Below are 24,071 nucleotides of genomic sequence, written 5' to 3'. Positions count from 1 at the left end.
GTTATGCGGCAGCCAACGCATTTATGGATGTTTATGCAGCCCGCCGAAATCGTCTCGTGCGGGACAACAAGCGGAGCGGGCAGACCCTGTCCGTCAACTGGCCGCTTTGGGAAGAAGGCGGTATGCGCGTGGACAAAGAGACCGAACGGCTGATGTATGAACAGACCGGAATGAAAGCCATGCGATCGGCCTCAGGCATCCAGGCGCTTTACGCCGCTTTTGCCTCCGGAGAACACCAGGTCATGGTGGCAGAGGGCGATGAGAAACGGATTCGAAAAAACCTGATGCCTGAAGCGCCGGAACCGTCCCGTAGCATTCATGTGTCAAGGAAGACCCGCGTCCATCTGCCAAATAAAGTACAAACGGAACTCAAACATATGATATCAGGCATTCTGAAGGTGAAAGAAGAAGAAATAGATGCTGAATCAGAGATGAGAGATTATGGATTTGATTCGGTTTCATTCACGCAGTTTGCAAATGAACTAAATAAAATGTATGGGCTTGAACTGACGCCGGCCGTGTTTTTTGAATACCCGACAGTCTTTAGTTTTGCCCAATACTTGCTGACGGAACATCCGGATACATTCGGCTCACAGGAAGAAACAGAAACGGAGAAACCGGTTGAGCGTAAAAAAATGAAGACGGAGCCATTCTCGATTCCGTCCCGCCTTCCTAAAACAAAAACCGCAGCTGCACCTGAAGAGCCCGTGGCGATAATCGGAATCAGCTGTGCATTTCCAATGGCTGAAAATCCGGAAATGTTTTGGGAGAATTTAGCCGGAGAAAAAGACTGCATTTCTGAAATACCGCCGGGGCGCTGGGACTGGAGACAGTATTACGGAGACCCGCAGAAAGATAAAAATGCGAGCAATGTAAAGTGGGGCGGCTTCATTGATGAAACCGCTCAATTTGATCCATTATTTTTCGGTATTTCTCCGCATGAAGCCGAAATGATGGATCCTCAGCAAAGACTTTTAATGATGCATGTATGGAAAGCGATTGAAGATGCCGGCTGCTCTGCCAAAAGCCTGTCAGGTACAAATACAGGCATTTTTGCAGGCACGGCAAACAGCGGTTACGCCCAGGAAGCTTCAAAGTTCCATATAGAGATTGAGGGTTCTTCCGCCGCCGGGACGGTTCCGTCAATCGGTCCGAACCGCATGAGCTATTTTCTGAATATACATGGGCCGAGCGAACCGATTGAAACCGCCTGTTCAAGCTCATTGGTCGCTGTTCACCGTGCGGTCAGGGCAATTCAGGCCGGAGACTGCGGCATCGCGATTGCAGGAGGCGTCAATGCTATTGTGTCGCCGGATATGCATATCAGCTTTAATAAAGCAGGAATGCTCAGTGAAGACGGGCGCTGCAAAACATTTTCTGATCAAGCGGACGGGTATGTCAGAGCTGAAGGTGCCGGCATGATTGTTTTGAAAACATTATCCGATGCGGAACGTGACGGCGACCGTATTTATGCCGTTATCCGCGGAACGGCGGAAAATCATGGCGGAAGGGCGGCTTCCCTTACATCGCCGAATCCGAAAGCGCAGACAGAAGTCATGATAAAAGCGTATCAGCAAGCGAACATCGACCCCCGTACAGTGAGTTATATTGAAGCCCACGGCACGGGAACGGCGCTCGGAGATCCGATAGAAATCAACGGACTCAAAGCGGCTTTTGCAGCGCTTTATCAGAAAGCCGGAGTAACGGCACCCGAGCAGCCTCATTGCGGCCTCGGTTCCGTCAAAACGAATATCGGCCACACAGAGCTTGCCGCCGGCATGGCCGGGCTTTTAAAAATTATTTTGCAGATGCAGCACAAAACGCTCGTTAAAAGTCTGCATTGTGAAACCGTTAATCCGTATATCAGCCTAGACGGAAGCCCGTTTTATTTCGTCCGCGACACTCAGCCGTGGAAAGCGGCGACTGATGATAGCGGAAATGAACTGCCGCGGAGAGCGGGTGTCAGCTCGTTCGGATTTGGCGGTGTCAATGCTCATGTCGTGCTCGAAGAATATGTTTCTCCTGTTGAAGAGAAACAATGGACGGCCGGTGAACTTCAGCCGTCCTTATTCATTCTCTCGGCAAAGACGGCGGAACAGCTGAAGGAACGTGCGGAACAGCTGCGCAGATATTTGGAAAAGTCACATTCAGCTGACGGAGCTCTTGCGGATATCGCTTATACGCTTCAGCTTGGCCGGGATGAAATGGAAGAGCGCCTTGCCGTCATTGCTGAAACAAAAGAAGAGCTTACGAACGCGCTGAATGATTTCCTCAGCGGCAAGGAGACGGGGCAGAATTTCTTTACAGGCCGGAACAAAGCGATGAAACAGCTGTTTACAGAGATGACGGACAACGCAGAAATGAGCGGGGCCGTAGATCAATGGATTGAAGCAGGAAAGTATGCAATGCTTGCAAAATTATGGGTGCAAGGTTTACATGTCGACTGGAATAAATTATATCCGGACGAAAGACCGAAAAAAGTCAGCCTGCCCGTCTATCCTTTTGCGAAAACACATTGCTGGATACCGCCCAGTGCGCAGCATATAAGGCACCGGGAGACTTACGAGACTGATACGTCCCCGCTTGAGACTTATGAGCGCCTGCTTGATGAATTGGAGAAAAACGAAATAAGCATAGAAGCCGCTGTAAAAAGAACGATCGGTTTTTACAGGGATTAGCGTAATGGAGGAAACCATATGAAAGAGTTTCTGCACCGGGTTTTTTCTGACGTCAAAAATAAAAAAATGACAAAACAGGATGCGATCGGCATTTTGCGCGATTATGATATGCGGATGGGACTTCGCCAAGCGGATTCCCTTCATCCGCTTGCTCAGCAGCATATTTTCGATGAAACGGGACAGGGATTCTCGGCAGCTTTCAGCGGCCGGGAATTTTTTCTCGCTGATGTTTCTTTACAGCATAAAAAGCTTATGCCCGGAGAACTTCTTTTGGAAATGGCGAGAGCTGCGGCTGTTTTGACAGTAAAGGAGACTGCGGCTGTCCGGCTGACGCATATCGTGTGGTCAAAGCCCATTTTGACTGAGGCTGAGCCGTTCCATATCGAGATCAGGCTGATACCCGCAGAGGGTGAAGCCAAAAGGTTTGAGATTTATAATCCATTTTCTGCTGATTCCAGTCATTATGATGTGTACAGCCAAGGGACGATTCAGCCAGTTGATGCTGCGCCCGGCATGCTGGATATCAGCCGCTTGAAGGAAAACAGCGGTTCCCTGATGGATAAGCAGCAAATTGAAGCCATCACTCAGAACGATACCGTTCAATACAGTGAGCACATGAAAGGAATTGAGCGTATTTACGCCTCAGCAGGACGGATGCTGGCAGACATTTCAATTCCGTTGACAGACCAAAAAGAATCCGCCCGATTCGGCCTCCCTCCCTGTGTGATGCAAAGTGTGACAGAGGCATGCGCGCTGCTTGGCGGCAAAGAATATAAAACGCTCGCCCCGGTTTCATTGGACGAGCTTTTGTTTTATGAATCTTGTCCTGACAAGGTATGGGCCGAGATACAAGAGAAGGCGGGGAGCTTTTATATTGATTTATGTGATGAAGAAGGAAAAATATGGGCTTCCCTGTCGGGGTTGAAGCTGCAGCCTGTCATCAAGACGGGCGCTTCCGGAAAAACCAATACCGAACACCGCAGTGAACGTTTGTATGAACAAACGCTTCTTCAGCTCAAAACGCTTTTTGGCCTGACTGCAAAAATTGCTGTTTCCAACATAGATACTGAAGAGCCGCTGGAAACTTACGGAATCGACTCCGTCACTGTGACGAAATTGAACCGCGAATTGTCTCTGCTTTTCGGTGACCTTTCCAAAACGGTTTTTTACGAATATAAGACACTGGGCTCCCTGGCAGCTCACTTTGTCACGGATTATCCGAAAGAATGCCGAAAATGGACAAATGATGATGAGCACCGTTCAGGCATATCAGAACAGGTTTTGGCAAATGAAGATTTTCCGGTGCTTCCGTCGTTTATCAAGCGAAAGAAACGGCCTGCTTTTTCCAATGAGAAACAGACAAAAGAAGGGATTGCGATTATCGGCGTCAGCGGACGTTATCCGCAAGCTGAAACACTTGAAGAGTACTGGGATAACTTAGCGGCCGGAAAAGACTGTGTGACGGAAATTCCCGAAGAGCGCTGGGAAAAGGAGAAATACTACAACCCTGATCCCGAAGCGGCCGTGAAAGCAGGGAAAAGTTACAGTAAGCGGGGCGGGTTTCTGAAAGATGCCGCTTTCTTTGATCCGCTGTTTTTTCAAATTTCACCCCGTGATGCTTTGAATATGGACCCGCAGGAGCGTCTCTTTATTGAAATGTGCTGGCAGGTGCTGGAGGATGCCGGTTATACGAAGGAACAGCTTGAGAATCTGTATAACGGCCGGGTCGGCGTTTTTGCGGGCATTACGAAAAACGGGTACGGAATGTACTGGAAAAACGGCGGCACCCTGCAGCCGAAAACGTCGTTCAGTTCAGCGGCCAACAGAGTTTCCTATTTTCTTAATCTGAAAGGGCCGAGCATGCCGGTCGACACGATGTGCTCGTCTTCGCTGACTGCAATTCATGAAGCGTGTGAAAACATCCTTCGCGGCGAATGTGACATGGCGATTGCCGGCGGTGTGAATGTGTATACGCATCCTTCGGCTTATGCGGAGCTCAGCGCCTATCGAATGCTTTCAAAAGACGGAACGTGCAAAAGTTTCGGTGAAGGCGGGGACGGATTTGTTCCCGGGGAAGGCGTCGGGGCCGTGCTGTTAAAGCCGCTGTCAAAAGCGATGGCTGATAAGGACCATATTTACGGGGTGATTCGCGGCACTCATATCAATCACGGCGGCAGAACAAACGGGTATACAGTGCCGAGTCCGAGCGCCCAGGCTGACGTGATTTCCGGCGCGCTTGAAAAATCAGGAATACATCCGCGGATGATCAGCTGTATCGAAGCCCACGGCACGGGCACTGAACTCGGAGATCCGATCGAAATTGACGGTTTGACCCGCGCATTTCAAATGAAAACGTCAGATAAAGGCTTTTGCGCCATCAGCTCAGTTAAATCCAATATCGGGCATTTGGAAGCCGCGGCAGGCATCGCCGGTGTAACAAAACTGCTGCTCCAGTTTCAGAAACGAAAGCTGGCCCCTTCATTACATTGCCGAAAATTGAATCCGAATATTGCATTTGACCGGACGCCGTTTGCGGTGCAGCGTGAATTGGCAGACTGGAAACGGCCGGTCATTGAGGAAAACGGAGCGCAGAAAGAGATTCCGAGAATCGCGGGAATCTCTTCTTTTGGCGCGGGCGGGGCAAATGCCCACATATTGATAGAAGAATATATTGAACCTGATAGGGAGATTTCTGAGCCATTCACAGATGAAGATCCCGCAGTCATTTTATTATCCGCCAAACAGGAGGCCAGCCTGAAGCAGCGGGCGCAGCAGCTTCTTCAAGCGATCAGAAAAAATGACGTCACAGACCGCAGCCTCCGGGATGCGGCTTACACCCTTCAAACCGGAAGAGAAGCGATGGAAGAACGTGCGGCGTTTATCGTGACGTCGACAGAGCAGTTAGCGGAAAAACTGCAGCGTTTTATTGACGGCGGAACAGACGGCTGCTTCAGGGGAAAAAGCAAACAGTATAAAGATATTCTAGCCGTTTTTAAGGATGAAGATATGCAGGAAGCCGTCCGTAAATGGATGAAAAGAAAAAAATTCGCAAAGCTTCTGGAACTTTGGGTAAAAGGGCTGAAGATTGATTGGTCAGAGCTTTATAACGGCAGCCTGCCGCATCGCGTCAGCCTTCCTGGTTATCCATTTATAAAGGATCGTTATTGGCCGGGCGATGCAGCGCCGGACAATGTTCGTGATGCTGAAACACATTCTGAAACATTTCGTGAATTCCGCTTTTTACAGAAAAGCTGGGCAGAAAGCAGCCGTGTTCCGGTTAAGGAAGTGCGGGGCGTCATCGGAATAGCTGCTGATCACCAGACAGGAAATTTGGCCGTTGAGCTGTCCCGTTATTTCCCCGAGTCTGAAATCATTGACGCTGCATCACCGGAAATATCCGGGGACGCGGCCCGGTTTGGCGGTCTGATTGATGTGACGGGGTGCGGGACGGAAATCAAGCATGATGACGGCTGGATTCATCGTCTGCAGTGTCTCATTGACAACAGAAACCGCGGCCGAAAGCTTCAGCTGCTTTGTGTGACAAAGGGGCTTGAACCTTTTGCAAATGAAACGATAAATCTTTCAGGTGCAAAAAAGGCCGGATTGTACCGGATGCTCCAAAGTGAGTATAAGGATATCCGCTCGCGGCATATGGATGCAGAACGGACTGCCGAAGATCCCGAGCTGGCAAACCAGATCGCAGAGGAGTTTTTTCGCGATTCTGCAGACATCGAAGTGTGTTACCGAAACGATGTGCGCTATCACGCGCGGTTAAAGGAAACAAACAGCTTAGCTGAAAAAGAATTTTCATTTCCGAAAGACCATGTGCTCTGGATCACCGGAGGGACCCGGGGACTCGGATATTTATTCGCCCGGCATTTTGCCGAACGTTACGGAGTCACGAAACTCGTGCTTACCGGAAAAGAAACAATGCCTCCGAAAGCGGAGTGGGATGATCATATCAAACGGAATTCCCCGTTTTCCGATAAAGTGAGAAGAATCAGAGAGCTCGAACAAAAAGGTGTCCGAACGGAAGTGCTGTCTGTATCTTCCGGCCCTGAATATGAGCAGGCCGTCAGCCGGGTGAAAGAGAAGATGGGGCCGATAGGAGGCGTGATACACGCAGCGGGAGCCGTAGATCTCGATCATCCAGCCTTTATCCGCAAAACGAGAGAACAGATGATGCCCGTGCTTGAACCTAAAACAGACGGGCTGGACCTTTTGTATCAAGCGCTGCACAAGGAGCCTCTCCGGTTTTTTGCGCTGTTTTCTTCAGTGTCCGGCGTGATGCCGGAATTAGGAGCGGGACAAAGCGATTATGCCATGGCTAACGCCTATATGGATTATTTTGCGGCCGCAAAAGGTTTTCCGGTGCTGAGCATCCAATGGCCGAGCTGGAAAGAAACGGGTATGGGCGAATCAAAAAGCCGGGCCTATCTGAAAAGCGGTTTAAAGAGCATCACTGACAGAGAAGGGCTGAGTCTGTTTGATGCCGTTATGGCAGGCGATTGCGGATCTGTTATTATGCCGGCCGTCATTCACCCGGAAAAATGGGAGCCCGACCGTCTGATGCTTTCAACCGGCCTTACCGAAACAAAGCAGCATGTACAGGGTGAGACAGAAAGCGTAGAGGAGTGGCTGACGGGCATTTGCTGCCGGGAATTAAGACTGGAGCCGTCAAGATTTGAATCTGATACACCGTTTCAAGATTACGGAGCCGATTCCATCATGCTTGCCCAAGTGTCCAGAGCGATCGGAAAGAGGATCAAAGCTGACCTTGACCCGGCGGTGCTGTATGAATACCCTACGGTTGCTGCGCTGGAGGGATGGCTTGAAACGGCATATCCGGAAATCAAAGATGCCGTTTCAAAACCGGTTCAGCCTGTAATCCCGGACGTTCCCAAACAAACAGCAGCCGCTGTCATTCAGCCTTCTGGCGCTGCAGCGGCGCAAGACATCGCTGTTGTCGGAATGTCCTGCCGTTTTCCTGGAGCTGAATCAATTGAAGCTTATTGGAAGCTGCTGTCTGAAGGGACGTCGGCTATTCAAAGGGTGCCGAAAGAACGCTGGAAAACGGAGAAGGCGGATTATGCGGGCCTTTTAAAAAATGTAACGCATTTTGACCCGGAGTTTTTCCTTATTCCCGAAGAAGACATCAAGGCAATGGATATCCAGTCCTTTCTTATATTAGAAGAGGCGCTTCATCTGTTCAGAGACAGCGGTTACTCTTTACAAGAAATGAAAGGCAGGTCAGCCGGTGTCTATTTAGGAGGACGCGGCGGCAGTATGCCTGACGAAAACCGTCTGAAGCATGCAAAAAATCCGATAGTCGCCGCCGGCCCGAATTACTTGGCGGCCAATCTTTCTCAGTTTTTTGATTTGAAGGGGCCGAGTCTTGTTTTGGATACGGCCTGTTCTTCAGCGCTTGTCGGTATGAATATGGCGATACAGGCGCTTTCTTGCGGTGAAATCGACTCAGCGGTGGTCGGGGGAGTCAGTCTGCTGGAATCCGGTCAAACCCACCGGATGTTCGAACTTCGCAATCTGTTAAGCGAAGAGCCTGCGTTTCATATTTTTGACCGCCGCACCGGCGGCATCGTATTGGGAGAAGGCGTCGGAATGGTGTATTTAAAAACAGCGGCCCAGGCTGTAAAAGACGGGGACCGGATTCATGCGGTCATTAAAGGCATTTCCGTAAACAATGACGGCAGAACCGCGGGGCCTGCCACACCGAATATACAGGCGCAGAAAGAAGTGATGGCCAAGGCGCTTGCCAAAAGCGGCAGAAAAGCGGAGGATATCAGCTACATTGAAGCAAACGGTTCAGGCTCTGAAGTAACAGACCTTTTGGAACTGAGGGCGATTGAAGCGGTGTACCGTATGCAAAACAGCGCGCCTTGCGAATTGGGGTCGATGAAGCCGAATATCGGACACCCGTTATGCGCTGAAGGGATTGCCGGATTCATTAAAACAGTGCTTATGCTTTCGCGCCGAATGCGTGTGCCTTTCCTTTCGGGCAAAGAGCCGATGACGCATTACGATCTGTCCGCCTCGCCGTTTTATTTTTCGCACGCGCTGCGTGAATGGACGGATTCACCGCGGATTGCCGCCGTCAGCAGCTTCGCTGACGGAGGGACGAATGCCCATGTCATAGTGGAAGCCTGGGAGCAGGAGGCGTACACCCCGGTTAGAAAGCCTTTGCCGAGACAGGAATTAAAACGCCGGCCCATCCGTTCGGACAAAGTTGAAAACCTGCATGAAAACGCACATGAGTCCCGCCCGAATACGTTTTGGAAACAAATGAAGACTTACTGATTGCGCTGAAAATTGAACGTCGATATGGAGGAAGTTCATATGCAAGAGCAGCTTCTTATTAACAATCAGCATCCCGTTCTGAAACATCATAAAGCCTATGGAAAGGAACTGCTGCCGGGTCTGGCTTATATTGACCTGATCTATCAGACTTTCAGAGAAAACGGTTTTTTTCATGCCGGCCTTGAACTCAGGCACTTATCGATTTTTCACCCTTTAGCTCCTGAACAGGGAGAAACAATCCTGCTTTCCGTTGACTGTACAGAGAACGGCGAAGGGCAATGGAAGGTAGAGGTGAAAGGGCAAAAACAAGGTGACGAAGCAGCAGAGACAAAGATATATGCCGCGGCGCAAATGCATTCCGTCAAGCCCGCCGGCTTCCAAGAGAGCGTCCGGATGGATGCCGTAAAACAAACGGCGGCAGAAATACCGCTTGAGGACATTTACGCGGAATGCAGGGATCAAGAACTGGTTCATTCAGGAATGATGAAAGGCTGCGGAAGCGTCTACCAGACTGAAAAAGAGATTTATATTGATCTGTCGGTGCAAAAGGATCAGCTGGAACATGCAGAAGAGGCGATGTTTCATCCCGCATTGATAGATGCGAGCAGCATCGGCTCCAATGTATATCTCGCTCCTTTGACGAGGGAGGAGGGGCAATTATTTCTGCCGCTGTTTTATGAATCGTTTTATTGCGCCGAATTGCTGCAGACGACATGTATCACCAAGATAAAAAAAGAATCCGTCACCCGTAAGAAAGATCTCGTTTACGTGACAATGGAGTTTTTCAATGAGGAAGGCAGAAAAGTCGGCGAACTGAAAAACTTCGCCAATAAACGGGTGAGGGACCCGGAACTGATTAATCAGAAACGGCAAAAGAAAGAACCTGACGGGCGGAATGCCGTCCCGGCTCTGCAAGCGGAACCGGCGCCTTCCGAGCCCCGATCTGCGGCGTCTTCCGCCGGCCTTACTGAACAGTGCATCCTTTATTTAAAAGAATTGCTTGCCGCCCGATTGAACAAACCTGTGAAAGAGATCGACCCGGATATCGGCTACTATGAAATGGGGCTGGATTCTCCGGGGCTGTTGGACATGGTAAAGGAAATTGAACGAAAAATCGGAACGCAGCTTCTGCCGACGCTGTTATTTGAATACACGACAATCACGGAATTGGCGGGATATTTGTGCGAACATTACGGAGCCGGCTTCGGCCATGCTCAAAGCGGGCATTCAAATGCTGAACCTTTGCACAGGGAAAAAAAGAGGACGACCCAAATCCGTGTGAAAAAATCGGCGTCAGCCGGAACGCAGAATGGAGATATTGCGATCGTCGGGATGGCGGGACGGTACCCCGGCGCCAAAAATCTTCGTGAATTCTGGACAAATTTAAAAAATGGAGAAAACAGCGTAACGGAAGTGCCTCGTTCCCGCTGGGATACGAGGAAATATGAGCATTTGCGATCGCCGTCCGGCAAGCCGATTTCCAAATGGGGCGGTTTTATAGACGATCCGGATTGTTTTGATGCGAAATTTTTCCGGATTTCTCCGCGGGAGGCAGAAGCTAAAGATCCGCAAGAACGATTGTTTTTAGAAACATGCTGGGAAACGATTGAGGATGCGGGCTACACCCCGGAAACAATCGTTCAGCCGAAAGGGCCGAATAAGAGAATGAACGTCGGTGTGTTTGCCGGGGTGATGCATATGGATTATTCTCTCGCCGGCGCTGAAGCTGCGGCCAAAGGGCTGGTCTTTCCTTATCCCTTGAACTATGCGCCGATCGCAAACCGGGTTTCATATTTCTGCAATTTTCACGGGCCGAGCATGGCGGTTGACACGGTGTGTTCGTCATCTCTGACGGCCGTCCATATGGCGGCGGAAAGTCTGAGACGCGGTGAATGTGAAGCAGCTCTTGCCGGAGGCGTCAATTTATCATTGCACCCGACAAAATATATCACATACGGCTTGATGGATATGCATTCGAGTGACGGGCTGTGCCGCACGTTCGGCGAAGGCGGCACAGGCTATGTCTCAGCTGACGGCATCGGGGCCGTGCTGCTGAAGCCGCTTCACAAAGCCGAAGAAGATAAGGATCATATTTATGCGGTGATAAAAGGCAGCGCCGTCAATCACGTGGGAACCGTCAGCGGGATTACCGTGCCGAGCCCCGTGGCGCAGGGGGATATGATAGCCGAATGTCTTGAAAAGACGGGGATCGATCCCAGGACGATTTCTTATGTGGAAGCGCATGGAACCGGAACTTCTTTAGGAGATCCGATTGAAATACAAGGTCTTGTTAAAGCTTACCGCACGTTTACGGAGGATCGGCAATTTTGTGCGATCGGTTCCGTTAAATCGAATATCGGACATGCGGAATCAGCCGCCGGAATCAGCGGGCTTCATAAAACGGTTTTGCAGCTGTTTCACAAAACGCTTGTCCCTTCTTTGCACTCAGAGACGATTAATCCGTATCTCCGTTTAGAGGACTCGCCATTTTACGTGCAGCAAAAAACCGAGTCATGGAAAAAGCCGGCGTATACAGAGAACGGCAGAGAACATTCCTGTCCGAGACGCGCAGGCATCAGTTCATTCGGGGCGACGGGTTCAAACGTTCATCTCATTTTAGAAGAGTACAGGCCCAAAAACCCCGGCATTACGGAGAATCAAGAGAGACCGTATATCGTGCCTCTATCAGCGAAAAATCCGGAGCGGCTGAAGGAATACGCTGCCCGCCTGCTGATGTTTCTCAAAGATAAAGCGCTTGAAGGAAGCGGGCCGCTTCATGACAAAATAGATACAATGCAAAATCAGCTGGAAAATGCGCTGCGCGGTGCTCTGGCCGAAGTTCTGCATGTAGAGGCCGGCTCGGTAGATGGTGAACAGGATTGGAAGGAATTCGGCTTGGATGTCATGCAGCTGACACAGTTTTCTGAGCGGCTGACGGATCAATACGGGCTGGCAATAGACATGACTGATCTCATACAGCATACTTCCGTCCGGACTTTAGCAGAATGTCTGACAAACGATGAGAAACATAAGAATATTCTTTCCGGTCTTTTCGGTCAGTCCGGCTTAGAGAAGCAGTCTGATGAACCTTTTTCCCTGCGGTCACTGGCGTATACGCTGCAAACGGGACGGCTGGCAATGGAAGAACGGCTTGTTTTTTTAGTGAACGATCAAGCGGACCTGATCAGGAAATTAACCGAATTTACAGAACGAAAACGGCAGATTGACGGCTGCTTTCAAGGGCGGTCTGATAGCGGAACGGAAATCAGGGGTTTCCTGAATGATGATCAGGATACGGAGGAGCTGATCCGAAAATGGACGGACAGCGGCACTTACAAAAAACTTGCGGAGCTGTGGTCAAAAGGATTTGAGATAGACTGGACGCGGCTGTATCAGGAGGAGAAACCGCGCAGGATGAGTCTGCCGACGTACCCGTTTGCAAAGGACCGCTATTGGATACCGGAGCCCGATCATCCCGTCACTTCCGTAAATACAGAAAGCAGGCTTCACCCGCTGCTTCACCGCAATACTTCAGATTTGTTAGAACAAAAATTCAGCACGGTACTGAACGGAGATGAATTCTTCTTAGCCGATCATATCGTCCGAAACAAGCGTGTTCTCCCCGGGGCGGCTTATCTTGAAATGGCGAGAGCCGCGGCTGAACTGGCTGCCGCGCCGTTAGCCGCTGAATACACGGCTAAAACCGGCATTTCGCTGCGGTATATCAGCTGGATACGCCAGGCCGTTCATAAAAAAGAGCCGCTGCGTATGACGACAGGTCTTTCCTTAGAGGATAACGGCAATATTTCATTTCAAGTGTACAGCAATGAAAACGATTCAGACATTTATTGTGAAGGCAGTGCTGTGATTGAGCCGCTGTCTGAGGCGCCGGTTTTGCATATTGAACAGCTGAAAGCGCGCTGCCGCAAAAAAGTGCTGTCAAAAGAAGACTGCTATGCGGCATTTGCAAAGGCGGAAATTGTATACGGACCTTCACATCAAGGAATTGATCACATTTATTGCGGGGAAAAAGTAGCCTTGGCTAAATTGGTGCTCCCTGCTTCCGTTTGTGATGAGGCCGAACAGTTTGTGCTCCATCCGAGTCTGATTGATTCCGCTTTTCAGGCGGCCATCGGCGTTATGAATGAAGATAAAGCGGGTTATCCGGAGCAGCCGTTAATGCCTTTTGAATTGCATGAACTGACCGTTTTTCATCCGTGCAGTCCAAACATGTGGGCGGCCGTGTTTGTGACGCATGAAACACCGGCCGTGCGAAGAATGGACATTGATATATGTGATGAACGCGGCAATGTGTGTGTAAGAATAAAAGGATTTTCTGCCCGGATGGCCGAAAGTGCGCCGGCTGAAACGGATGACAAGCAATACGATCTGCCGGGTAACCTTACCGGAGCCGTCAAACTGATGCAGGTATGGGACGCGGAACCGATAGACAACCAAACCGGCTTCCCCATTTCTGAAGCAAAAGCTGTCATCATAGGCGGTACAGACGGGCAGGCGGACGCGGTTTTACGATTGTTTCCTAAAGCTGTGCGATTTGATAGCAGCCAAAGTGCTTCCGTTGAAGTGATATCCGATCGGCTCCGCCGTCTCGGTGAGATTCAGCATATGATCTGGTTTGCCCCTCAGCCGGCTGATTCTTACATCCATGATCAAAAAAGCGGGGTGCTGCAAATTTTCAGAGCGGCCAAAGCTCTTATCGGTCTCGGGTATGGAAAAGAGCAGCTCGGGATGACGGTGATTACGCACCAAGCACAGCCTATCACCCAATATGATGAGGTGCGTCCCGCTCATTCCAGTGTGCATGGTTTCGTCGGGTCTCTTGCAAAAGAACATCCGAGCTGGCACATCCGTCTGGTCGATCTTGAAGACGGGGGGGATTTCCCCACAGAAGACATATTCAGCCTGCCCCGCGACCGTACGGGTAAAGCATGGGTGCGCAGACATCAGGAATGGCACCGGCCTCAATTGCTTCCGGTCCAAAGCGGGCCGTCTGAAAGTGTTCCTTACCGATATGGAGGCGTATATGTCATCATCGGCGGTGCGGGAGGCATCGGCGAGGTTTGGACAGATTATATGGTGACGACGTATAAAGCCCGAGTCGTCTGGATCGGGAGGCGGCCGCTGGACAGCCGGATACGCCAAAAAATAGACCGGTACCGGCCATCAGGCTCGGCTCCCGAATATATAGCCGCAGATGCTTCTGATCTTCCATCGCTTCAGCGCGTCTATGAACAGATTAAAAACACATACGGCACCATCAGCGGCGTCGTTCATTCAGCGATGGTATTTGCGAATGAAAGCGTAAAAGATATGGAAGAATCACAGTTTCACGCCGGCCTTGCGGCGAAAGTGGATATTTCCGTCAACATTGCCGAAGTATTTGCGAAAGAGTCTTTGGACTTTATTCTCTTTTTCTCTTCGGTTATTTCATATATTAAGAATCCGAATCAAAGTCATTATGCGGCGGGGTGCGCATTTAAAGACGCATTTGCCCATGAGCTTTCCGGGCGGCTGTCATGCCCGGTCAAAGTGATGAACTGGGGGTATTGGGAGCGGGCTGACAATCACATTTCTGAAGAGTTTGACAGACTGAGTGCAATCGGTCTCGGACTGATCAGCCGGGCGGATGGGATGCAGGCGCTGGAAACTCTGCTGACGCAGCCGATCTCCCGCATGGGGCTGATGAAGCTGACCAAGCCGATTCCGATCGAGGGAATGAACCCTCATGAATTTGTGACTATCTGATTGCCTGTCAAAATGACGGAGCAAATTTAATTTTCTTAGGAGGATAAGGTTTTGGGTAAGGGAGACAAACAAAAAGACCGTACACAGTTATCCTTAAGAACAGAAATAAGCAATCAAATGAAAGAATTGAATCGGCTTTTGCTGCAAGTGCTGCGGGTGACGCTGCGTTCAATGGGTCTGACCGGCGAAGCGCCGGCAGCTTCCTGTCTGCCTTTATATGAGCGCTGGCTGGAAGAAAGCATACGTCTTTTAGACAGCGATTTTAAAAGCGGTGAAACGGCCGCGGTGTGGGAAGAGTGGCATAAGAAGAAAAACGAATGGCTGAAAGATCCGGATATGAAAGCGCAGGCTCTGCTGGCGGATACCGTCATTCAAGCTTTGCCTGACATTTTAACAGGCAAAATAAAAGCCACTGACGTGATGTTTCCCGATTCTTCAATGGAGCTTGTTGAAGGAATCTATAAGCATAACATTCTCGCTGATTATTACAACGATGTGCTGGCAAATGAAGCGTGTATTTATGTGGAAAATGTAATTAAATACAATCCTGAGGCAAACATCCGTCTGCTGGAGATCGGAGCGGGCACCGGCGGAACGAGCAGCACACTGTTTAAAAAGCTCCGCCCCTATCAAAACCATATTCAGGAATACTGTTATACCGACTTGTCAAAAGCTTTTTTAATGCATGCCGAAAAGGAATACGGCGCGGACAATCCGTTTTTGACGTATCAGCTGTTTAATGTGGAGAAGCCTGCGGCGGGCCAGGGATTACATCTGAGAACCTACGATATCGCTATCGCCGCAAACGTGCTGCATGCTACCAAAAATATCCGGAAAACCTTACGGACGGCAAAAGCCGTATTGAAAAAAGACGGTTTGCTGCTCGTTAATGAACTGGGCGGGCATACGCCGTTTACACATGTTACATTCGGCTTATTAGAGGGCTGGTGGCTGTACGAAGATGAGGTGCTGCGGATTCCGGGGTGCCCCGGTCTTTATCCGGAAACATGGAAATCCGTTTTAATGGCTGAAGGCTTTCATTCCATTCAATTTCCGGCTGAAAACGAACGTCTGCACACCCAGCAGATTATCACAGCGAAAAGCAACGGAGTCATCAGGCAGAGCAGGGAAGCTTACACCGCGCAAAAGCGCCAATCAAACGTACCGCGAACATCCTCTGATCGTCAGCTCCCCATCAAACAAGCGGGAGAGGGGCTTTCGGAAAAGACAGCGGCTTTTCTGATAAGGGCTGCGGCAAAAGTATTAAAAATGCCGGCAGAAGAGATAAACCCGCTGGCTCCTCTGGATGAATACGGCATTGACTCTATTCTGATCGTTCAGCTGACGAATGAGCTGCGGGATCTCGTCCCTGATATCAGCAGCACGCTGTTTTTTGAATACCGGACGATAGAAGAGCTTGCCGCATACTTGGCTGAAACGAAGGAGCGCGAACTGCATGCGCGATTTTCAGAAGAACTCCCTCATACTGAAGCGGTATCATCCGGCTCTTTGCTTGAAAAAAGCACAGAGTATCTGAAACAGATCGTCAGCGTCATCTTAAAGATGCCGATTGAGGACGTTCAAGCCCATACGCCCCTTGAAGAATACGGAATCGATTCCATCTTAATCGTACAGCTGACCAACCGCGTGCGGGAAGACGTCCCTGATATCAGCAGCACATTGTTCTTCGAGTATCCGACAATCGGCGGATTAGCGGAATATCTCGTCAGCTCAAGACAGGAAGATATGGCTGGGATTTTCAAGACAAATAAAGAAGCCGAAAAGGTGCCGCACACTCTACAGAAAAAGCAAAGCCGCAAAAAAAGCGCCGGATTGACGAAGCGCCAAGCGGCATCTTTTTCTGAAAAAGCGCCGCCCGCTTCCGAACCGCCCTCAAAACACCTTGAAGTGGCAATTGTCGGTCTTGCCGGGAAGTATCCCGGAGCTGAAAATGTTAATGAGTTCTGGGAACGGTTAAAGACCGGTGAACACGGAATCACCGAAATTCCGAAAGACCGCTGGGATTGGCGGGACTACTATGATGAGACAAAAGGTAAGGAAGGCCGGATGTATACAAAGTGGGGCGGCTTTTTAACAGACATTGATAAATTTGATCCGCTGTTTTTTAAAATCTCCCCGAAAGAAGCGGAGCGCATGGACCCGCAGGAGAGACTGTTTCTGGAAACCGCTTATGCGGCCCTTGAGGATGCCGGATATACCCCTGATTCACTATGCGCCGGTAAAAAGGTTGGTGTCTTTGCAGGTGTCATGAATGGCAACTATCCGACAGGGGCCCACTACCACTTTATCCCGAACCGCGTATCCTATGTGTTTGATTTTCACGGTCCGAGCATCGCGGTCGATACCGCATGCTCCTCATCCTTAACCGCCATTCATCTCGCCGCAGAAAGCATCAGAACAGGTGCATCTGAATGCGCGATTGCCGGCGGCGTAAACCTGATTACAGATCCGGTTCATTATATCGGACTTTCTTCTATGAGAATGCTGTCGCCGTCAAACGCGTGCAAAGCGTTCGGTGATAAGGCTGACGGGTTTGTTGACGGAGAGGGCGTCGGCTGTATCGTGTTAAAGCCGTTGAAGAAGGCTGTTGAAGATCATGATCATATATACGGTGTCATTAAAGGAAGCGCTCTGAATGCCGGCGGCAAAACGAACGGGTTCACCGTTCCGAACCCGAATGCACAAGGGGAAGTGATCGCAGACGCAATGGAGCGGGCAGGGATTGACCCGAGAGCAATCAGCTATCTGGAAGCCCACGGCACCGGCACTTCCTTGGGAGACCCGATTGAAATCGCGGGGTTAACCAAGGCTTTCCGCCGCTATACGGATGCAAAGCAATTTTGTTCCATCGGTTCTGTTAAATCCAATATCGGACACCTGGAAAGTGCGGCGGGCATTGCTGCCGTCACCAAAATTCTTCTTCAGATGAAACACGGATATCTGGTGCCGTCGCTGCATTCAAAGCAGCTGAACCCGGAAATTGATTTTGAAACTTCTCCTTTTATCGTGCAGCAGGAAACGGCGGAATGGAGACGGCCGGTCATAGAATCTGAAGGAGTAACACGGGAATATCCGAGAATCGCGGGTACATCTTCTTTCGGAGCGGGCGGGGCAAATGCCCACCTGCTTATAGAAGAGTATGAACCGGCTGAAATGACTTCGGCGGACTCCGGCCGTCCGGCGCTTTTTGTTTTATCGGCAAAAGATAAAGACCGCTTGCGCGAGCGGGCTCTGTTGCTGTCGGATGCCGCCGGAAACGGAACAATTACAGATGTAAATCTGCTTGACGCGGCATTTACCCTTCAAGTCGGCAGGGTCCCGATGGAAGAACGGCTGGCGATGACAGCGGACTCTGTTTCTGAATTGGAACAGAAGCTGACTGCTTTTCTGAATAATGCCGGTTCCGTAAGCGGGGTGTTTACGGGCCGGAGTGATAGTGCTGTCACAGCGACGGAAGGCACAGTCGGTGATTGGATGGAAAAACGTCAATTTGACAGTCTTTTGAATGCCTGGGTTCACGGGACGTCCGTCGATTGGGCATCTTTATATAAAGGCGCGCTGCCGCATCGTATCAGTCTGCCGTCTTATCCATTTGCAAAAGAAAGCTACTGGATGAAGCGGGAAGAACCAAAAACAGGAACAACTGAATATGTGCATCCTTTCCTGCATGAAAATACGTCAACCTTGGCGGAGCAAAGCTATCATACATCTTTTACAGGCCGGGAACACGTTTTCCACGATGTGAGAGGGGAGCGGGTTCTGTCGGCAGCCGTTTATTTAGAAATGGCGCTTGCGGCTTATCATCATGCGGCAGACAGCTCTGAAGAAAAAGAGATATGGATCCGAACAGCGGCATGGACTGACCCGATTACCGGCGGACATCACGGTGCGGGCGTCAATCTCTCCCTTCTGTCTGAAGACGAGGAAGGCATCCATTATGAAATATACAGTGATGAAGAGAAGCTGCATCATTATGGAATCATCGGTCAAGGGAACATACAGCCGTCCCGCATGCTTGATATTGCCTCCTTACAAAAAGACTGCCGCCCGCTGTCATTCGATTATGAAACACCAGGCACATCAGGTGTAACGATCAGTAAGGAGTTCCGCACCGTTGAAAAGCTTTATACGGGAGAAAATACGGTTTGGGCGAAGCTTGCTCTTACAGATGAAAGCGGCCGTAATCCGGGATATCATCTACCGCCGGAATTTCTGGACGCAGCTTTTCATGTCCTGGCAAAAACGGAGCCGTCAGTCCATATCGTGCCTGAAGCGGTTGAAGAACTGCGCGTCATGCGTCCGTGCTCATCCGGCATGTGGATGTATATGAATAAAAAGAATCAAACCGGCTGTGACATTCAATTTTGTGACGAAACCGGCATTGTATGCGCAGAAATCAAAGGGGTGAGAATGAGACAGCCGTCTCAGCAGGATCACGGGCAAGAGGAACACTCCGAGATGATGATATTTGAAGAAAGGTGGACGCAGCAGCCTCTGAAGAAATCCATTCATGAAGAGCTGAAAACGGTCATCTGTTTTCTTACGGGAGAAGCTGCCAGAAAACATGCTTATCGGTCTTTACAATCCCTTTATCCGGGAGCCGGCGTGTTTTTTATTTCACAGGGTGAGGAAACTCAAAAGCTTTCAAACACGCATTATCAAATTAAAATCACTGACGGACAAGCATATCAAGAAACGTTTCGGCATATTGAAACGGCTGCAGGCAAGGCGGATGCCGTTTTGTATGGATGGCCGCTTGAAGATGAAAAGGCCGTGAAAGACTATTCCATTCTGTATCATGTGATCCGCGCAGCGGCTTCTTTACGTTCTAAACCGAGGCGAATTCTTCTTTCCGCTCAGTGCGGGACCGATGCCGATATCAATTACGCCGAGTCATGGATCGGGCTGGAACGGTCGCTGAAACTGATCCTGCCGGAGACGGATACGGCCGCGGTTTATTTTGGACAAAAAGGACCGTTTGAAAAGCTGATCCGTAACGTATGTGAAGAGCTTCACAGCGAGTCGTTCCGCAGTGTCATGTACAGTGGGGAAATCCGTCACGTCATGGAAATGAAGCAGACGGATATTGCCCATGTTGAGAAGCGTGTGATAAAAAGCGGAAAAACGTACTTGATTACCGGCGGATGCGGAGGTTTAGGCTTATTATTCGCCGGATATTTTGCTGAAAAAGGACCGGTTACGCTCATTTTGACGGGGAGATCAGCGGCAGGCGGCCCGGTGCTGAACAAGATAAAGAGATTGGAAGAATCAGGCGCCAAGGTGTTTTACGTGCAGGCGGATGCCGCAGATCAGGCTCAGATGGAGAAAGGTTTGCAAGAAGCGAAAGAGAAAGGATGCGGGCCGATTCACGGTGTCATTCACGCTGCAGGTCTTCAAGGCACTGAAAGCATTCTGGAGAAAGATCTGCAAACCTTTCAGCAAGTCTTATCGCCAAAAGCGGACGGCACCGCGGTGTTAGATCGGGTTCTGTCACGGGAGCCGCTTGACTTCTTCTGTTGTTTCTCTTCTTCTTCAGCGATTTTAGGAGACTTCGGTTCTTGTGACTACGCAATGGGGAACCGCTTCCAAATGGCTTTTGTCCGTCATCGGGATAAACTTGTGAGCCTCGGACTCAGAAGCGGTAAGTCACTTGCCATCAATTGGCCGCTTTGGAAAGAAGGGGGGATGCATGTCGGCACGGCGGAAAGCACCGATATGTATTTAAAATCCAGCGGACAGCGTTATTTATACACAGAGGAAGGACTCGAAGCTTTTGAAACATTGTTAGTCCAGCCGTCCAGCCAGTATCTCGTGCTGGCCGGTTTTCCGTCGAGGGCCAAACGCTTCCTGCAGATAGATCAAGGCGAAAGGCCGAATTCGGGTTCTGTAAACAGGAACGTCCCGTTTTCAGGAAGGCGGAGTGAAATGAAAGGCTTTACACTGGAAGAATGCGTAAGCTGGGATGTGAAGGAACTGGCGGCGGGGCTTTTGAAAATAGACAAGAACAGACTGACGGATGCTGACAATCTGGCTGATTTCGGCTTTGATTCTATCAGTTTGGCGGAATTCGCCTCTTCTTTGTCCGCTCACTACGGAATTGAAGTGACCCCGGCCCTGTTTTTCGGACATTCCACACTGGAGAAGGTCGTCCGCTATTTTCTGACGGAACACAAGTCCGTCATGGAGCATGTCTATGAAGAAAAGAAATCTGAATCCGCAGATCAATCTGTCTTTGAAAAGGCAGAAACGGAAAAGCGAAAGAAGCAGAGGGGAAGAAATAAGCTGAACGCCGGAACCGAGGGCAGTCAGGCAGCTGATTCCATTGCCATTATCGGCATGAGCGGCCGATTTCCTCAGGCGCGCACGGCGGACGAGCTGTGGGACATTCTGTTTCAGGAAAAGGACGTTGTCGCACCGGTCGCAAAAAAAGGCTTCACAAGTTCAAAATGGAAACTCGGCGCTGTACCGGGGGCGGACGAATTCGACCCTTTATTTTTTGAAATATCGCCGAGGGAAGCTGAAACGATGGATCCGAAGCAGCGGCTTCTTCTTCAGGAAGCGTGGAGGGCCCTTGAGGACGCCGGCTACGGCGCCAGTCACATCAGGCAGCAGACGATCGGTATGTTTGTGGGTGCGGAAGAAGGAGATTATCACCTTTTAACACAGGACAAAGGCAATGTCACGTCTCATCATAACGGTATTTTGGCGGCGCGGCTGGCTTATCACTTGAATTTATCAGGTCCTGTGATGGCGATAAATACAGCATGTTCTTCGGGGCTCGTTTCTGTCCATCAGGCGGTATTAAGCCTGCAGAATAAAGAGTGCACAACAGCTGTTGCGGCCGGGGTGAATATCATGAATACCCCGGACTTTTTTGAAACGATAGATAAAGCCGGAATGCTGTCGGAAAACGGGAAATGCTTCGCGTTTGATAAAAGGGCTGACGGCATGGTTCCCGGGGAAGCTGCCGCGGCGGTTGTTCTGAAGCCGCTGAGAGAGGCGGAAGAAGATGGTGATCCGATTTACGGGGTGATTCGGGCGAGCGGCATCAATTATGATGGGAAAACAAACGGAATTACCGCTCCGAGCGGCGTCGCGCAGACCCGGCTGCTTACTTCCGTTTATGACCGGGGCCGTATCAACCCTGAAGATATCGAATATATCGTCACACACGGCACGGGGACAAAACTCGGTGATCCGGTGGAAATTAACGCGCTTTATGACGCATTTACTGCCTATACAAACGAAGAAGCATTTTGCGCGCTCACATCAATTAAAACCAATATCGGCCACACGTTTGCCGCGTCAGGCATTGTCAGTTTGATCAGTCTTTTACAGGCATTCTCCCGTGAAATGATTCCCGCCAGTCTGCATTGCAGCGGGGAAAACCGCTATATCAACTGGGAGAAGAGTCCTTTTTATGTGAATAAAACGGGTAAACCGTGGCCTTCTCTGCCGGATAAAAACCGAATGGGGGCAGTCAGCGCATTCGGGATGAGCGGAACAAACGCCCATGTCGTTATGGAAAGCTATAAGCGCAGCGCTTCACCTCATCGGGATGCCCCTGCTTATTTACTGACTTTGTCTGCAAAAACAAAGGAGGCCCTTCAGGAAAAAATCGAAGATATGATCACTTGGGCGGAAAATGGCGGACTGAAAGAAAATGATCTAGCCCAGCTCAGCTATACGTTGCTAAAAGGACGGCATCACTTTAACCATCGCGCCGCCATCGTGGTTCAAGATGCTGATGACGCAGTGTATGTATGGAAGCAGGCAAAGCTTAATGAACATCATCCTTATGTGTTTTCGGGAAAAGTACCGCAGCACTTTGCAGGCCGACAGCATATTCAGGAGCACATAATAGAAGTGCTCGGCAAGTGCAGCGCCTCATATTCTGACCAAAGAAAATATCAGGAACTGTTATGCGTGCTGGCAGATTTTTATTGTCAAGGTTATGAAATCGAAGGGGACTTGCTTTATGGCGGACCTTTGCCGCGAATCGGCAATCTGCCGGGCTACCCGTTTGCAAGGCAGACGTATTGGGCGTCCGATCGTCTTCAGGGAGAGCTTGAAAGCCGGAATTCAGCTGAACGTGAAAAGCTTCACCCGCTGCTCCATGCGAATACATCGACCTTTACCGCCCAGCGCTTTACTTCTGTTTTTTCAGGGCATGAACCGTTTTTTGCTGATCACATCGTCAATGGAAAACCGGTGCTTCCGGGCGCGGCTGCTTTAGAAATGGCCCGGGCCGCCGTTACGCTTGCCGCTGAAGACTTGCCGGGCGGGAAAGCGGGTGTCCGGCTCAAACAGATCGTTTGGCTCCGTCCGGTGACGGTGCTTTCTGAGGGAGTGACGCTTCATGTAAAGCTTCAGCCGGAAGAAAACGGAGACATCGCTTTTGAAGCGTATGCCGAAGGGGAAGAGCCGCTTGTCTTTTTCCAGGGAAAGGCCGTGCTCGAAGAGACGGAGCGTGCTCCGGTACTCGATGTGGAGGCGGTTCAGGCGCGCTGCGGCGGCCGGCGCATGTCAAAGGCTGAGTGCTATGAAGCATTCGACAGTCTCGGCATCACCTACGGACCGTCTCATCAGGCGATTGACGCCGTCTATGCAGGAAGCGGAGAAGTGCTCGCGAAGCTCACTCTTCCGCCGTCCGCCCGCGAAGAAAAGGAGCCGTTCATCCTGCATCCGAGCATGCTGGACGCCGCCCTTCAGGCTTCTATCGGTCTCGTGCTCTCAGACGGTTCCGCGTCCGGACGGCCGTTTCTGCCGTTTGCCCTCCAGGATATGCAGGTGTTTTCTGCATGCCGTGAGACGATGTGGGCGGTGCTTTCCTCAGCGGACGGCGCCTATCATATTGAGCTGTGTGATGAAAACGGCGAGGTATGTGTCCGATTGACGGGGCTCACCGCCCGTTTTCTGGAAGAGGAAACGGAGGGAAAACCGCTCTTGCTTCAGCCAAAGTGGCAGGAATCACCGCCGGATGAAGGCGGCGGACAAGAAGAGTCTTTCAGATACGTGACGCTGTATGGCGGAATGAACGCTGAGGAGATAAGCGGCGCCGTATGTGCGGCTGACGGCGAAGGTCCGATTGAAGACCGTTATGACGCCTGTGCGGCGGAGCTGTCAGCGATCGTCAAGCGTCTTATCAAAGAAAAACAGAAGGGAAAAACGCTGATCCAGCTTCTTGTCCCCGACAGGGGGGAAGACAATGTATTGGCGGGGCTGGCCGCTTTTCTGAAAACGGCTCACCTTGAACATCCGAAGCTGTACGGCCAAGTCATCCAAGCCGAT

Annotated in this window: 4 protein-coding genes; all 4 read left to right on the top strand. The window is 50.5% G+C overall.

Going from position 1 to position 24,071, the window contains the following annotated elements:
- The coding region (locus OWN49_RS19170; protein ID WP_232213507.1) for a beta-ketoacyl synthase N-terminal-like domain-containing protein at nt 1-2,678 on the top strand (2,678 nt) is incomplete at its 5' end.
- Nucleotides 2,679-2,696: 18 nt separating this feature from the next.
- Entirely contained in the window at nt 2,697-8,993 is a 6,297-nt protein-coding gene (locus tag OWN49_RS19165) for a type I polyketide synthase (protein WP_176283413.1), read from the top strand.
- Between the two features lie 39 nt (nt 8,994-9,032).
- The gene (locus tag OWN49_RS19160) at nt 9,033-14,759 is read left to right on the top strand and encodes a type I polyketide synthase (RefSeq protein WP_176283412.1); all 5,727 of its coding nucleotides are present in this window, start codon (nt 9,033-9,035) and stop codon (nt 14,757-14,759) included.
- 51 nt (nt 14,760-14,810) lie between these two features.
- Nucleotides 14,811-24,071: SDR family NAD(P)-dependent oxidoreductase (locus OWN49_RS19155; protein WP_270908874.1), on the top strand; the 9,261-nt coding region annotated here is incomplete at its 3' end.

The organism is Bacillus sp. NEAU-242-2 (assembly GCF_027853835.1).
GTDB lineage: Bacteria > Bacillota > Bacilli > Bacillales > Bacillaceae > Bacillus > Bacillus velezensis.
This window is presented reverse-complemented; position numbering and strand designations above follow the sequence as displayed.

Excerpts from the sequence above, each read along its gene's own strand:
- OWN49_RS19165 (WP_176283413.1), top strand. The coding sequence starts at position 2,697 with ATGAAAGAGTTTCTGCACCGGGTTTTTTCTGACGTCAAAAATAAAAAA.
- OWN49_RS19160 (WP_176283412.1), top strand. The coding sequence starts at position 9,033 with ATGCAAGAGCAGCTTCTTATTAACAATCAGCATCCCGTTCTGAAACAT.